The 14,562-nt window shown below is 71.0% G+C and carries 17 protein-coding genes; 15 read left to right on the top strand and 2 right to left on the bottom strand.

Going from position 1 to position 14,562, the window contains the following annotated elements:
- The first annotated feature begins 42 nt into the window (after positions 1-42).
- The 10 genes from rpmJ (at position 43) to glmM (ending at position 7,622) form a co-directional block, all read left to right on the top strand.
- Positions 43-156: a 50S ribosomal protein L36 gene (gene rpmJ, locus DAI20_RS01690; protein WP_018191946.1), complete on the top strand. Its 114-nt coding sequence runs from the start codon at positions 43-45 to the stop codon at positions 154-156.
- Between the two features lie 159 nt (positions 157-315).
- On the top strand, positions 316-690 hold the full coding sequence (gene rpsM / locus DAI20_RS01685; protein ID WP_108248848.1) for a 30S ribosomal protein S13: 375 nt from the start codon (positions 316-318) through the stop codon (positions 688-690).
- Positions 691-735: 45 nt separating this feature from the next.
- A complete protein-coding gene (gene rpsK, locus DAI20_RS01680) occupies positions 736-1,134 on the top strand; it encodes a 30S ribosomal protein S11 (protein WP_108248847.1) in 399 nt (132 codons plus the stop codon).
- Positions 1,135-1,321: 187 nt separating this feature from the next.
- Positions 1,322-2,314, top strand: a complete 993-nt coding sequence (locus DAI20_RS01675) for a DNA-directed RNA polymerase subunit alpha (protein ID WP_108248846.1) — start codon at positions 1,322-1,324, stop codon at positions 2,312-2,314.
- A 55-nt stretch (positions 2,315-2,369) separates the two neighbouring features.
- The gene (rplQ, locus tag DAI20_RS01670) at positions 2,370-3,020 is read left to right on the top strand and encodes a 50S ribosomal protein L17 (protein WP_108248845.1); all 651 of its coding nucleotides are present in this window, start codon (positions 2,370-2,372) and stop codon (positions 3,018-3,020) included.
- A 73-nt stretch (positions 3,021-3,093) separates the two neighbouring features.
- Positions 3,094-4,131: a GNAT family N-acetyltransferase gene (locus tag DAI20_RS01665; RefSeq protein WP_108248844.1), complete on the top strand. Its 1,038-nt coding sequence runs from the start codon at positions 3,094-3,096 to the stop codon at positions 4,129-4,131.
- Positions 4,132-4,153: 22 nt separating this feature from the next.
- Positions 4,154-5,083, top strand: coding sequence for a tRNA pseudouridine synthase A (locus DAI20_RS01660; RefSeq protein WP_108248843.1), 930 nt, complete (start codon positions 4,154-4,156; stop codon positions 5,081-5,083).
- 185 nt (positions 5,084-5,268) lie between these two features.
- Positions 5,269-5,715 carry a 50S ribosomal protein L13 gene (rplM, locus tag DAI20_RS01655; protein ID WP_108248842.1) on the top strand — a complete coding sequence of 149 codons (447 nt, stop codon included), beginning with the start codon at positions 5,269-5,271 and terminating at the stop codon, positions 5,713-5,715.
- Positions 5,716-5,771: 56 nt separating this feature from the next.
- Positions 5,772-6,254 (top strand): 30S ribosomal protein S9, encoded by a 483-nt coding sequence (gene rpsI, locus DAI20_RS01650; protein WP_108248841.1) that lies wholly within the window; start codon positions 5,772-5,774, stop codon positions 6,252-6,254.
- A gap of 21 nt (positions 6,255-6,275) precedes the next feature.
- A complete protein-coding gene (gene glmM, locus DAI20_RS01645; RefSeq protein WP_108248840.1) occupies positions 6,276-7,622 on the top strand; it encodes a phosphoglucosamine mutase in 1,347 nt (448 codons plus the stop codon).
- A 175-nt stretch (positions 7,623-7,797) separates the two neighbouring features.
- Here glmM and DAI20_RS01640 read toward each other — a convergent pair whose 3' ends face one another.
- Entirely contained in the window at positions 7,798-8,373 is a 576-nt protein-coding gene (locus DAI20_RS01640; protein ID WP_108248839.1) for an HhH-GPD-type base excision DNA repair protein, read from the bottom strand.
- 87 nt (positions 8,374-8,460) lie between these two features.
- A complete protein-coding gene (gene coaA / locus DAI20_RS01635; protein ID WP_108248838.1) occupies positions 8,461-9,441 on the bottom strand; it encodes a type I pantothenate kinase in 981 nt (326 codons plus the stop codon).
- 58 nt (positions 9,442-9,499) lie between these two features.
- Between coaA and glmS the strand changes: the two genes are divergently transcribed.
- From glmS to tsaE, 5 genes are read left to right on the top strand one after another with little or no spacing between them, the layout of a single operon-like run.
- On the top strand, positions 9,500-11,350 hold the full coding sequence (gene glmS / locus DAI20_RS01630) for a glutamine--fructose-6-phosphate transaminase (isomerizing) (RefSeq protein WP_108248837.1): 1,851 nt from the start codon (positions 9,500-9,502) through the stop codon (positions 11,348-11,350).
- A 30-nt stretch (positions 11,351-11,380) separates the two neighbouring features.
- On the top strand, positions 11,381-11,740 hold the full coding sequence (locus DAI20_RS01625; protein WP_108248836.1) for a holo-ACP synthase: 360 nt from the start codon (positions 11,381-11,383) through the stop codon (positions 11,738-11,740).
- Positions 11,737-12,912: an alanine racemase gene (alr, locus tag DAI20_RS01620; protein WP_240605816.1), complete on the top strand. Its 1,176-nt coding sequence runs from the start codon at positions 11,737-11,739 to the stop codon at positions 12,910-12,912. Before DAI20_RS01625 ends, alr (DAI20_RS01620) begins: the two co-directional genes overlap by 4 nt.
- Positions 12,909-14,036 carry an alanine racemase gene (gene alr, locus DAI20_RS01615; protein WP_240605815.1) on the top strand — a complete coding sequence of 376 codons (1,128 nt, stop codon included), beginning with the start codon at positions 12,909-12,911 and terminating at the stop codon, positions 14,034-14,036. The genes alr (DAI20_RS01620) and alr (DAI20_RS01615) overlap by 4 nt, the downstream gene beginning before the upstream one ends.
- A 44-nt stretch (positions 14,037-14,080) precedes the next feature.
- Positions 14,081-14,560 (top strand): tRNA (adenosine(37)-N6)-threonylcarbamoyltransferase complex ATPase subunit type 1 TsaE, encoded by a 480-nt coding sequence (gene tsaE, locus DAI20_RS01610; protein ID WP_108249672.1) that lies wholly within the window; start codon positions 14,081-14,083, stop codon positions 14,558-14,560.
- Positions 14,561-14,562: the final 2 nt, after the last annotated feature.

Raw genomic sequence — 14,562 nt, 5'->3', positions numbered from 1 at the left:
GGGGAACGGGTACGAGGCCAGCGAACAAAAGGAATCAAGGACATGAAGGTCAACCCCAGCGTCAAGCGAATCTGCGACAAGTGCAAGGTCATCCGTCGCAACGGACGCGTCATGGTGATCTGCGAGAACCCGCGCCACAAGCAGCGCCAGGGTTAGTCGGCACGGACCCTCGGGTCCGCGCCGTGCAGCACAACTGAAAACAGAACCAGCAGCACCAGAACCCGAGCCGGTAGACGGCTCAGGGGGACACCACCGGTTGGAGGCCGGTGCACCGGTGCTGCTTCACACCTCCACTCATCTCTAGGAGAAGCCGCAATGGCACGTCTCGCAGGCGTAGACATTCCCCGCGACAAGCGCGTGGAAGTAGCACTCACGTACATCTACGGCGTCGGCCGCACGAGGGCCCTCAAGACCCTCGCCGACACCGCTATCGACGGCAACATCCGGGTCAAGGACCTCACCGACGACCAGCTCGTCGCACTCCGCGATCACATCGAAGGCAACTTCAAGGTGGAGGGTGACCTCCGCCGCGAGGTGGCGGCCGACATCCGCCGCAAGGTCGAGATCGGCAGCTACGAGGGCATCCGTCACCGTCGCGGCCTCCCGGTCCGCGGTCAGCGCACCAAGACCAACGCTCGCACCCGCAAGGGCCCGAAGCGCACCGTGGCCGGCAAGAAGAAGGCTCGCTAGGCCCCGGCCAGCGGCCTCTCGCCTTCATAGGATTTAGGAGAAATCATGGCAACACCCAAGACTGCCGCGCGCAAGCCGCGTCGCAAGGAGAAGAAGAACATCGCCGTGGGCCAGGCCCACATCAAGAGCACGTTCAACAACACGATCGTCTCGATCACCGACACCACCGGTGCGGTCATCAGCTGGGCGTCGTCGGGCGGCGTGGGCTTCAAGGGCTCGCGCAAGTCCACCCCGTTCGCTGCCCAGCTCGCCGCGGAGTCCGCTGCGCGCCAGGCGCAGGAGCACGGTATGAAGAAGGTCGACGTCTTCGTGAAGGGCCCGGGCTCGGGCCGCGAGACCGCGATCCGCTCGCTGCAGGCCGCCGGCCTCGAGGTCGGCTCGATCAACGACGTGACACCGCAGGCCCACAACGGCTGCCGTCCGCCGAAGCGCCGCCGCGTCTAAGGCTGTCGCCGCCGCTCGAATCGAGACCCCTGTCACCCGCGGGCGACGGGGGTCTCGGTCCGGCTGATCGAGACCGACGCGAGACCCGCGCGTTTTCGCGTCGCGCACAACTCCATACTTGCCGGGTCCTCCGCCCGGTTCATTGCCGAGTGTCATATAGCGGACACTTCGCCGAAAGGAATCAATAGTGCTCATTGCACAGCGTCCAACGCTCACCGAAGAGAACATCTCGGAGTTCCGGTCACGTTTCGTGATCGAGCCCCTTGAGCCGGGGTTCGGTTACACCCTCGGCAACTCCCTGCGCCGCACCCTTCTCTCCTCGATCCCGGGCGCAGCGGTCACGAGCATCCGCATCGACGGCGTGCTGCACGAGTTCAGCACGATCCCCGGTGTGAAGGAAGACGTCACCGAGATCATCCTGAACATCAAGGGCCTCGTCGTCTCCAGCGAGCACGACGAGCCCATCACGGCGTACCTGCGCAAGACGGGTGCCGGTGAGGTCACCGCCGCCGACATCTCCGCCCCCGCCGGCGTCGAGATCCACAACCCCGAGCTCGTCATCGCCACGCTCAACGAGAAGGCGAAGTTCGAGCTCGAGCTGACGATCGAGCGCGGCCGCGGCTACGTGTCGGCGACCCAGAACCGCAGCGAGTTCAGCGAGGCTGGCCAGATCCCGGTCGACTCGATCTACTCGCCCGTGCTCAAGGTCACCTACCGCGTCGAGGCGACGCGTGCCGGTGAGCGCACCGACTTCGACCGCCTTGTCGTCGACGTCGAGTCGAAGCCGGCCATCACGCCGCGCGACGCCATCGCGTCCGCCGGTCGCACGCTGACCGAGCTGTTCGGGCTCGCCCGCGAGCTCAACAGCTCCGCCGAGGGCATCGAGATCGGCCCCGCGCCGGTCGACGCCGTCCTCAGCTCCGAGCTGTCGATGCCGATCGAGGACCTGGACCTCTCGGTCCGCTCCTACAACTGCCTCAAGCGCGAGGGCATCAACAACGTGAGCGAACTGGTCGCGCTCTCGGAGACGCAGCTCATGAACATCCGCAACTTCGGTCAGAAGTCGGTGGATGAGGTCAAGGACAAGCTCGTCGAGATGGGGCTGTCGCTGAAGGATGCCGTTCCCGGCTTCGACGGCGCCCACTTCTACAGCGGTTCCGACGACGACGAGTACAGCTAACAGCGCTCGTTCACTCGACCACCACCCTTTCTGATTCACCTGGAGACACAACACCATGCCTAAGCCAACCAAGGGCCCGCGTCTCGGCGGCGGACCGTCGCACGAGCGCCTGCTTCTCGCGAACCTCGCCGCCGCGCTGTTCACGCACCGCTCGATCAAGACCACCGAGACGAAGGCCAAGCGCCTGCGTCCCGTTGCCGAGCGCCTCATCACGTTCGCGAAGCGCGGCGACCTGCACGCGCGTCGTCGCGTGCTCGGCGTCATCTCGGACAAGACGGTCGTGCACGAGCTCTTCACGGAGATCGCGCCCCTCGTCGCCGAGCGCGACGGCGGCTACACCCGCATCACGAAGCTCGGCTTCCGCAAGGGCGACAACGCCTCGATGGTGCAGATCGAGCTCGTGCTCGAGCCCGTGACCCCGAAGGTCAAGCGCAGCGCGTCCGCCGCCACGGCGACCGCCGGTGCCTCGACCGCTGCGGCCCCCGTCGCCGAGGCACCCGTGGCCGAGGCTGCTGTTGCTGAGGCGCCCGTCGCCGACGAGTCGACCGCCGACGAGTCCACCGCGGACCAGGCTGCGGCCGAGTCCGAGGTCCCCGTCGAGTCGACCGACACGATCGAGCAGTCGGAGCCCACGCCCGCCGAGTCCACGGACGAGGTCGCGGCCGAGGTCGAGGCGGACGCCGCCAAGAAGTCGGACGACGCGTAACACCCCTTCACGACAGGAGCCCCGGCAGCCACTCGGCTGCCGGGGCTCCTTCGCGTGTCCCTATGCTGGTCCGATGGTGGATCAGCCGCTCCGGACTCGAGTAGACGCACCCGCGACCCTGCCCGTCCCCGTCGACGCCGACGGGCTGCGCTGGCGCCCCGCGACCCGGGCCGATGCCGCCGGCCTCGCGCGGCTGCACAGCGCGATGGACCCCCTCGACCACCCGCACTTCGTGGTGAACGAGGAGGAGATCGCCGAGGACTTCGCCGAGCCACGCTTCGACCCCGTTGCGGACTCGCTTCTTGCCGAGGACGAGAAGGGCATCGCCGCGTACGGGATGGCCCTGCCGCTGGAGAGCCGGGAGTCGATCGTGCGTGTCGTGTTCCTCGGCGGCGTGCGCCCGGACCGCCGGGGCGAGGGACTCGGCCGCCGAATCGCGGCGTGGCAGGAGGCGCGCGGCACGCAGCAGCTGGCCGCCGCCGAGGAGGCATTGCCCGGCTGGCTGCTCATCTACGCCGACACCGAGCACGGCGGCGCAGCCATCCGGCTCTTCGAGCGCCGTGGCTTCGACCGGGAGCGCTACTTCCTCGAACTGCGCAGGGACCTTGGCGAGCCCATCCCCGAGGTGGTCCCCGGCGACGGCGTGCGCATCGTGCCGTGGCACGGCGACTGGTCGGCCGGCGCGCTCGAGGCGAAGAACGCGTCGTTCCGGGACCACTGGGGCTCGCAGCCCGAGTCGCGCGAGCACTGGGAGAACCACCAGCGGCTCGCGATCTTCCGGGCCGACCTCAGCTACCTCGCGCTCGCCACGGGCGAGGACGGGACCGAACGGGTGGTGGGGCTCGTGCGCACGGACGTGAACGAGCAGGACTGGGCCGCCCAGGGCTACCCGCACGCCTACGTGGGGCTCGTGGGCGTCGTGCGGGAGTGGCGGGGGCGCCGGATCGCCCAGGCCCTGCTGTCCCGGGTGCTCGCCGCCAGCAAGGACCTGGGTTACGAGCGCGTGAACCTCGACGTCGACTCCGACAACCCGTCCGGGGCGCTCGGCCTGTACACGAGCATGGGATTCCGGCGGGCGACCCAGTCGGTGGCCCTGCTCAAGGCGTTCTGACCGGCTCCCCTAGACTTTCGGGGTGAGCGGGGAGAACGAGACGCCGGACGCGGGATCGCGACGGTTCCGCCTCGACATCGCCTACGACGGCACCCGCTTCAACGGCTGGAGCAGGCAGCCGGGGCAGCGCACGGTGCAGGGCGAGCTCGAGGCGGCGCTGGCGAGCATCTTCAAGAGCACGCCGCCCCCGCCGATGCTGGCGGTCGCCGGGCGGACCGACGCCGGGGTGCACGCTGTAGGCCAGGTCGCGCACCTGGACCTCACGGCGCAGCAGGTGGCCAGGCTGACCCGGCCGACGCGCGGCAAGCGACCCGCCTCCTACGTGGAGCCGGCACCCGCGGAGGCGCTCGCCCGCCGCGTGAACGGCATCCTCGGCGCGTCGTCCGACGTGGTCGTGACCGCGTGCGCCGACGCGCCCGAGGGCTTCGACGCGCGGTTCGCGGCGGAGTGGCGGAGCTACGAGTACCGCATCGCCGACTCCGCGGCGCTCAAGGATCCGCTGCAGCGGCACCGCACCCTCTGGCTGCCCGGCACGCTCGACAACCGGGCGATGGACACCGCGGCGCTCGGCCTGCTCGGCCTCCACGACTTCGCCGCGTACTGCAAGCCGCGGGAGGGCGCCACGACCATCCGCACGCTCCAGGAGTTCCGCTGGACGCGCGACGCGGACGGCGTGCTCGTCGGGCGCATCCGGGCGGACGCCTTCTGCCACAGCATGGTGCGCGCCCTCGCCGGCGGCTGCGTCGCGGTGGGGGAGGGCAAGCTCGAGCCGGACCGCCTCGCCGAGCTGCTCGCGGTCCGGGCCCGCACGAACGAATTCGTCGTGCTGCCCGCTCGGGGGCTCACCCTCATGCGCGTCGGCTACCCGCCGGTCGATCAGCTTCTGGCGCGCACGCTGCTCACCCGGGCCAAGCGCGAGCCGGACAGCGTAGCGGGCGCGAGCGCGGTTTGACCCGGGGGCGCGCCCTGGTCTAGTCTGGGGTGTTGGTGTTTGCGCCCCTGCGCGCGGCACGCGAGATTGAGCCCTCCACCGGTGAGTTCCCCGACATCGTCGGAAACCGCGCTGACGCGCGGACGGAACGCATCACGGAGCGGGATTCACGAACAACTCATTTCGAACGAGAAAGTAGCTTCCCTGTGACGCGCACGTATTCACCCAAGGCCAGCGAGATCAAGCGCGAGTGGCTCATCATCGACGCCACCGACGTCGTGCTCGGCCGTCTGGCCAGCCACGCCGCCGCCCTGCTCCGCGGCAAGCACAAGCCGACCTTCGCCCCCCACCTGGACACCGGCGACTTCGTGATCATCATCAACGCCGACAAGGTGGCGCTGACGGGATCCAAGCTCGAGCAGAAGAAGGCGTACCGCCACTCCGGTTACCCGGGCGGCCTCACGGCCACCAGCTACTCCGAGATGCTGGAGAAGCACCCGACCCGCACCGTCGAGAAGGCCATCCGTGGCATGCTGCCGAAGAACTCCATCGGCCGCGCCCAGCTGACCAAGCTCAAGGTCTACACCGGCTCCGAGCACCCGCACGCCGCTCAGCAGCCCAAGACCTACACCCTCGACCAGGTCGCTCAGTAACGCCGCGACGGCGCTGACACCTCTTCCAGACTCAAATAGAAGGAATCACTTACATCGTGGCGAAGATCGCAGACTCCATCGACGCGGCTCCTGAGAGCTACTCGACCGAAACCCCCGCCGAGGCGGCCCGCGCACCCCGCGCCGTCCTCAGCGTCCCCGGCGCCGCTGTCGGCCGCCGCAAGCAGGCGATCGCGCGCGTGCGCATCGTTCCGGGCTCCGGCACCATCACGGTCAACGGGCGCGAGCTCGCGGACTACTTCCCGAACAAGCTGCACCAGCAGCTGATCAACGACCCGTTCAAGGTGCTCGACCTGCTCGGCAGCTACGACGTGATCGCGCGCATCACCGGCGGTGGCCCCTCCGGCCAGGCCGGCGCCCTGCGCCTCGGCATCGCCCGCTCGCTGAACCAGGTGGACGAGGAGAACAACCGCGCGACGCTCAAGAAGGCGGGCTTCCTCAGCCGCGACGCGCGCGTCAAGGAGCGCAAGAAGGCCGGTCTCAAGAAGGCCCGCAAGGCGCCCCAGTTCTCGAAGCGCTAAAGCGCTAGAGCACCGGGCTCCATGCCTCGCTTGTTCGGCACGGACGGCGTGCGCGGCCTCGCCAATCGCGACCTCACGGTCGAGTTGGCGCTCGGGCTCGCGCAGGCCGCCGCGCAGGTACTCGGCTCGGATGCGTGGGAAGCGGGGCGACGACCGACTGCGGTCGTCGCCCGCGACCCCCGCATCTCGGGCGAATTCATTGCGGCCGCCGTTGCGGCCGGGCTGGCGAGCTCCGGCGTCGACGTGCTCGACGCCGGAGTCATCCCGACGCCGGCTGCCGCGTTCCTCATCGCGGACATCGGCGCCGACTTCGGCGTGATGATCTCGGCGTCGCACAACCCGGCGCCGGACAACGGCATCAAGTTCTTCGCGGCGGGCGGCAAGAAGCTCGCCGACGATCTCGAGGACCGCATCGAGGCCCTTCTCAACGGTGAGAAGCTCGCCCCGACCGGATCCGACGTCGGCCGCGTGCGCCGCTTCGCCGACGCTGAGGACCGCTACATCGTGCACCTCCTCGGCACGCTCCCGCACCGCCTCGAGGGCATCCACGTCGTGCTGGACTGCGCCCACGGCGCCGCCGCGGGCATCTCGCCCGAGGTCTTCACCGACGCGGGCGCCACGGTCACCGTCATCGGCAACGACCCCAACGGCATCAACATCAACGACGGAGTCGGCTCGACGCATCTCGACCTGCTCGCCAAGGCCGTGCTTGAGCACGGCGCGGACGTCGGCATCGCCCACGACGGCGACGCCGACCGCTGCCTCGCGGTGGATCACGAGGGCACCATCGTCGACGGCGACCAGATCATGGCCGTCCTCGCCCTCTCGATGGCGAAGCGCGGCATGCTGAACCGGCGAACTCTCGTCGCGACCGTGATGAGCAACCTCGGCCTGCGCCTCGCCATGGCGGCGAACGACATCCACGTGCTGCAGACGCGCGTGGGGGACCGGTACGTGCTCGAGGCCATGAACGAGGCGGGATACTCCCTCGGCGGCGAGCAGTCGGGCCACCTGATCATGGCGGACTACGCCACGACCGGCGACGGCATCCTCACCGGGCTGCAGCTCCTCGCCGAGATGGCGGGCACGGGCAAGTCGCTCAAGGAGCTCGTGAGCGTGATGACGGTCTTCCCGCAGATCATGGTCAACGTGCGCGGCGTCGACCAGCACCGCGTGAACGACGACGAGGTGGTCGCGGCCGCCGTCGCCGAGCTCGAGCACGAGCTGGGGGACACGGGCCGCATCCTGCTGCGCGCCTCCGGCACCGAACCGATGGTGCGGGTCATGGTCGAGGCCGCGGACCACCCCACGGCGCACCGCATGGCGCACTCGCTCGCCGACGTCGTGAAGCAGCGCCTCGCCGTCTAGGGCTCGCCCCGCCGATCGATCGCCTCCGTTCGACTGCGTCCCTTCGGCTGCATCCCTTCGACGAGCTCAGGGACCGTGTGGGTGAGTCGTTCCTGCGGGTCGTCCCGTACGGTCGCTGAGCCTGTCGAAGCGACGGAACCTGCAGGGGGAGCCAGCCCCGTCGTGTCCGCTCGGGTCAGGCCTTCTTCGCGGCCGCCTTCGCGGCGCGCTTGGCCTCGCGCACGCGGGTGAGCGACTCCGGGTCGACGATGTCCGCGACCGAGAGGTAGGTCCCCTCGGCCCCGTAGGCGCCGGCGGCCTCGCGCCAGCCCTCCGCATCCAGCCCGTACTGCTTGCCGAGGAGGGCGAGGAAGATCTTCGCCTTCTGCTCGCCGAAGCCGGGCAGCCCCTTCAGCCTGCGCAGGACCTCCGCGCCGGTCGGCGCGTCGCGGGTCCAGATCGCGGCGGCGTCCCCGCCCCAGTCCTGCTCGATCGCGGCACAGAGCGCCTGCGCCCGCGCGGCCATCGAGCCCGGGAAGCGGTGCACGGCCGGCGTCTGCTTGAAGACCTCGACGAGGGCGTCCGCGTCGTGGTGGGCGATCTCGCCGGCGTCGAGCTTCCCGAGGCGCTGGCGGAGCTTCTCGGGCCCGGCGAACGCGGTCTCCATCGCAACCTGCTGATCGAGCAGCATGCCGAGGAGCAGCGCGAGGGGATCGGTGGAGAGCAGCTCGTCCGCGGCGGCGTCGCCGGTGATCGACAGTGTCGGGGCCATCCGCCCATGTTCCCACCGCGCGCCCGGCGCCGCATCCTGCCCCGATCGCCGCCCGCCCCGCTCAGGCAGGCTCACTCGCGGCACGCGTCACAGCTTGCGGAGGAGCACCTTCGCGACGGAGTGGTCCGCGTCCTTGCGCAGCACGAGGGTCGCGCGGGACCGGGTCGGCCGCACGTTCTGCCGCAGGTTCGGCTCGTTGATCGCGGTCCAGATGTCTCTCGCCCGCGTCCGGGCCTCGTCCTCGGTGAGGCTCGCGAACCGGTGGAAGTACGACCGCGGGTTCGCGAACGCGCCGCGCTGGAGGGTGAGGAAGCGCTCCTCGTACCAGCGGGCGATGTCGCTCGTCCGGGCGTCGACGTAGATCGTGAAGTCGAACAGGTCGCTCACAGCCAGGCGGTGGCCCGGGGCGGGCGGCTGCAGCACGTTCAGGCCCTCGACGATGAGCACGTCCGGCTGGCGCACCACGATCTCGGCGCCGGGCACGATGTCGTAGCTCAGGTGCGAGTAGAACGGGGCGCGCACCTCCTCGGCGCCGCCCTTCACGTTGCTCACGAAGCGCAGCAGCGAGCGCCGGTCGTACGACTCGGGGAAGCCCTTGCGCTGCATCAGCCCGCGGCGCTCCAGCTCGGCGTTGGGGTAGAGGAAGCCATCGGTCGTGAGCAGCTCGACCCGGGGGGTGTCCTCCCACCGCGCGAGCAGCTCGCGCAGCAGGCGCGCGATCGTTGACTTGCCCACGGCGACGGATCCCGCGACGCCGATGACGAACGGCGTGCTGCGGGCCCGCTCGCCGAGGAACGCGCTCGTGCTCGCGTGCAGCTGGCGCTTGCCCGTCGCGTAGAGCATGAGCAGGCGGCTGAGCGGCAGGTAGACCTCCTGCACCTCGCGCATGTCGAGCGGATCCCCGAGGCCGCGCAGCTGCACGACCTCCGTCTCGCGCAGGGGGAGCGGCGTGGTCGCGGCGAGGGCGGCCCAGTCCGCCCGGTCGATCTCGACGAACGGCGAGGCGCCGTGCGACTCCCCGTTCTGGCGGGATCCGGTCGACGGTGCGGAGGACCCGGCCTGAGACATAGAGACACAGCCTAGTAGCGCGTCGGTCGCCCAGCGGCCGTGAACTAAAATCGAGCCCATGTGTGGAATCGTGGGCTACGTCGGAACGAGCAAGAGCATCGAGGTGCTCCTGGGCGGGCTGCGTCGCCTCGAGTACCGGGGGTACGACTCCGCGGGCATCGCGGTGATCGACGAGAACGGCGACCTGCAGACCCGTAAGCGCGCGGGCAAGCTCGCCACCCTCCTCGGCGACCTCGAGAGCAACCCGCTGGCCAACGGCGCCACCGGCATCGGGCACACCCGCTGGGCCACCCACGGTGGCCCGACGGACGGGAACGCGCACCCGCACCTGGGCGACGACGGCAAGCTCGCCCTCATTCACAACGGCATCATCGAGAACTTCTCGGAGCTGAAGCAGGAGCTGCTCTCCGACGGCTACGTCTTCGACAGCGAGACCGACACCGAGGTCGCCGCGAAGTTGCTCGGCCGCGAGTACGGCCGCACGAAGAGCCTCGAGCAGGCGTTCCGCAACACCGTGCAGCGCCTCGAGGGCGCGTTCACCCTGCTCGCGGTGCACCGCGACGAGCCCGGGCTCGTCGTCGGGGCCCGCCGCAACTCGCCGCTGGTCATCGGCCTCGGCGACGGCGAGAACTTCCTCGGCTCGGACGTCGCCGCCTTCGTCGAGTTCACCCGCCGTGCGGTCGCGATCGGGCAGGACCAGATGGTCGCCATCCGCCCCGACTCCGTCACGGTCACCGACTTCCTCGGCGCCCCCGTGCAGGCCGACGAGTTCGAGGTCGCCTGGGACGCGTCGGCGTCCGAGAAGGGCGGCTGGTCCAGCTTCATGGCCAAGGAGATCACCGAGGGCCCGGATGCGGTGGCCAACACCATCCGCGGGCGCATCGTCGACGGCCTCGTGCAGCTGCCGGACCTCGACGGCATCGGGGACGCGGCGCTCGCCGGCATCACCCGCATCGTCATCGTCGCCTGCGGCACGGCGTCGTACTCCGGCATCCTCGGCAAGTACGCGATCGAGAGCTGGTCGCGCGTCCCGGTCGAGGTGGAGCTCGCGCACGAGTTCCGGTACCGCGAGCCGGTGCTGGACTCCACGACGCTCGTCATCTCGATCAGCCAGTCCGGCGAGACCATGGACACGCGCATGGCGGTGCAGTACGCCAGCGAGCACGGCGCCCGCGTCCTCTCCATCTGCAACACGCAGGGTGCGACCATCCCCCGGGAGTCCGAGGCGGTCATCTACACGCACGCCGGACCGGAGGTCGCCGTCGCGTCGACCAAGGCCTTCCTGGCGCAGGTCGCGGCGCTCTACCTCTTCGGCCTGCACCTCGCCCGCGTGCGCGGCACGCTCTCGGACCAGGTCATCGCCGAGAACTGCGCCGAGCTCGTCGCGATCCCCGAGAAGCTCACCCGCGTGCTCGAGTCCACCGACTCGATCGCCCAGCTGGCCGGCTGGATGGCCGACACGCGCGCCGTGCTGTTCCTCGGTCGGCACGTCGGCTACCCGGTCGCGCTCGAGGGCGCGCTGAAGCTCAAGGAGCTGGCCTACATCCACGCCGAGGGATTCGCCGCGGGCGAGCTCAAGCACGGCCCGATCGCGCTCATCGAGCCGGGCCAGCCCGTCTTCGTCATCGTGCCCAGCCCCATCGGGCAGCCCGAGCTGCACAAGAAGGTCATCTCCAACATCAAGGAGATCGAGGCCCGCGGCGCCCGCGTGCTCGCGATCGCCGAGGCGGGCGACGCGTTCGTCCCGCCGCTCGCCGACGTCGTGCTCCCCATCCCGCTGGCCGCGCCATTCTTCGAGCCGCTGCTGGCCGTGGCGCCGCTGCAGATCTTCGCCATGGAGCTCGCGACGGCCAAGGGCCTCGACGTCGACCAGCCGCGGAACCTCGCCAAGTCGGTCACGGTCGAGTAGCGGCGGACGCCGCCAGGACGCGGGTACAGGATGATCGCCGGAATCGGCGTCGACGTGGTCGACCTCGCGCGGTTTGAGCGCGCGCTCGAGCGCACGCCCGCGCTGCGCGAGCGCCTCTTCGCGCCCGAGGAGCGCGCCCTCGGCGCCCACTCGCTCGCCGCGCGTTTCGCCGCCAAGGAGGCGCTCATCAAGTCCCTCGGCGACGTGCCCGGCTTCCGCTGGCTCGACGTCGAGGTGGTGCGGGACGAGCACGGGGACCCGTCGTTCACGTTGCGCAACGCGATCGCCGACCTCGTGGCCGCCCGCGGGATCACGACCGTGCACCTGTCCATGAGTCACGACGGCGGGGTCGCGTTCGCGTTCGTCGTCACGGAGAGGAGCGCACCATGACGCTCGGTGATGCCGTGGCCGACGCCGAGCCCCTGGGCGACGGGGCAGGGGGGCCGCCCGCCATGCTGCGCCGCGAGGCGCGCATCGACCTCGCCGCCATCAGCGGCAACGTCCGGCGCCTCCGGGAGATCGCGGGCACGCCCGACGCCATGGTGGTCGTGAAGGCGAACGGCTACGGGCACGGCAGCGTGCCGGTCGCCCGCGCCGCGCTCGCCGGCGGCGCCACCTGGCTGGGGGTCGTCGACATCGCGGAGGCGCTCCAGCTGCGCGACGCCGGCATCGAGGCGCCCCTGCTCTGCTGGCTGCACGCCGCCGACGCCGACTTCGGGTCGGCGCTCGACGCCCGCATCGACGTCGGGGTGAGCTCGGCGGAGCAGCTGCGCGCGGTCGCCGCCGCTGCCCGCGACCGGGGCCTCGTCGGCGCCGTGCACGTCAAGGTGGACACGGGCCTCGGCCGCAACGGCGTCGCCGAGAACGAGTGGCGCGCGGTCTTCGAGCACGCCGCCGCCCTCGAGCTGGAGGGGGTCGTGCGCATCCGCGGCCTCTTCAGCCACCTCGCGAACGCCGGAGCGGAGGAGGACGCCCGGCAGGTGGCCGCGTTCGAGCTCGCCCTGGCCACGGCCGAGGTCGCGGGCGTGCGCCCCGAGCTCCGCCACCTGGCGTCCACGGCGGGCGCCGTGCGCGTGCCCGAGAGCCGCTACGACATGGTGCGCCTCGGCATCGGCGTCTACGGGCTGTCGCCCTTCGACGACGCGACGAGCGCGAACCTCGGACTGACGCCGGCCCTCACCCTCGTCGGCGGCGTCGTGTCCGTCAAGCGGGTGCCCGCGGGCACCGGCGTCTCCTACGGCTACAGCTACCGCACGACCGCGGAGGCGAACCTCGCGCTCGTGTCCCTCGGCTACGCCGACGGCATCCCGCGGCTCGCCTCGAACCGCGCTCCCGTGAGCATCAACGGCCGGCGGTACACGGTCACCGGCCGGATCGCCATGGACCAGTTCGTCGTCGACATGGGCGCGGACACCTGCGAGGTCGGCGACGACGTCGTGCTGTTCGGCGACCCGGAGACGGGCGTGCCCTCCGCGGACGAGTGGGCGGAGGCGGCGGAGACCATCAACTACGAGATCGTCACCCGGCTGGGTGGGCGCATCGAGCGGAGGTACGTGTCGTGAGCGCCCTGTCCCCGGCGAGACGCGCGGTCATCGACCTCGAGGCATTCCGCAGCAACGTGCGGACCCTCGCCGAGGCGGCGGCCCCGGCCGAGACGATGATCGCCGTCAAGGCCGACGCCTACGGGCACGGGATGGTGCCCATGGCCCGCGCCGCGCTGCAGGGCGGGGCGACCTCTCTCGCGGTGCTCGACATCCCGGCGGCGCTCACGCTGCGCGACGCGGGGATCGAGGCGCCGCTGTTCGCCTGGCTGCACGGCCCGGACAGCGACTTCGCGGCGGCCGTCGCCGCGCGGGTCGACCTCGGTGTCTCCGCGCTCTGGCAGCTCGAGGCGATCCTCGCCGCGCGCGGCAGTGCCCGGCCGCGGGTGCACCTCAAGGTGGACACCGGCCTCAGCCGCAACGGCGCGAGCGTCCAGGACTGGCCCGGGCTCGTGCGACGCGCCGTCGAGGCGGATGCCGCCGGCGAGCTGCACCTGCACGCCGCATGGTCCCACCTCGCCGATGCGTCGGTGGAGGACGACGAGGCCGCCCTCGCGCGATTCCTCGAGGCCGTGGCGGTCGCCGAGGACGAGGGCGCGCGCTTCCCGCTGCTGCACCTCGCCGCCAGCTCGGCCGGGCTGCGCATGCCGGCGGCGCGCTTCGGCATGGTGCGCTTCGGCATCGCCGCGTACGGCATCTCGCCCTTCGACGACGCGACGGGTGCGGACCTCGGCCTCGTCCCCGCCATGACGGTGGAGAGCGAGGTGGCGTCGATCAAGCGGGTGCCCGCCGGTCACGGCGTCTCCTACGGGCTCACCTACCGCACCGAGGGGGAGAGCACGCTCGCCCTCGTGCCGCTCGGCTACGCGGACGGCGTGCCGCGTGTCGCCGGCCCCCGCGCCTCCCTGTTGCTGAACGGGCGCCGCTTCCCGATCGCGGGCCGCGTCGCCATGGATCAGGTCGTGCTCGACGTCGGCGACCACCCGGTCGCGGTCGGTGACCGGGTCGTCATGTTCGGCCCCGGCACGGCGGGCGAGCCGACCGCGGAGGAGTGGGCGGACTGGGCGAAGACGATCGGCGACGAGATCATCGCCCGTGTCGGCCACCGCGTCCAGCGCGTCTACCGGAACGAGCTGCCGTCGTGACCGAGCCGGTCGACCTCCGCCTCGCGGTGCCCACCCCGGACGACATGGAGGACCTGGGGCGCCGTCTGGCCGCCGTCCTGCGCCCCGGAGACCTGATCCTGCTGACCGGCCGGCTCGGCGCGGGCAAGACCACGCTGACCCGCGGCATCGGTGAGGGGCTCGGCGTGCGCGGGCCGGTGACGAGCCCCACCTTCGTGCTCGCCCGCACGCACCCGAGCACCGCCGGTGGCCCGCCGCTCGTGCACGTGGACGCCTACCGGCTCGGCAGCGCCGTCGAGCTCGACGACCTCGACATCGACTTCGCCCGGTCCGTCGTGGTCATGGAGTGGGGCGCCGGGCTCGTGGAGGGCCTCGCGGACTCCTGGCTGGATATCCGCATCGAGCGTCCCGAGGGCGCGCACGCGGAGACGCCGCTGAGCGAGGAGGGCGACGACCTCGTCGAGCAGCGCACCGTGCTGATCGCCGCCGTTGGGGAGCGCTGGGCGGGGATCGCGTCGGCGCTCGGGGCCTCGTCCGGGGGCTGAAC

Origin of the sequence: Planctomonas deserti, from assembly GCF_003067705.1 — a bacterium.
GTDB lineage: Bacteria > Actinomycetota > Actinomycetes > Actinomycetales > Microbacteriaceae > Planctomonas > Planctomonas deserti.
The sequence above is the reverse complement of the archived record's forward strand: the minus strand, read 5'-3'. Positions and strand labels throughout refer to the sequence as shown.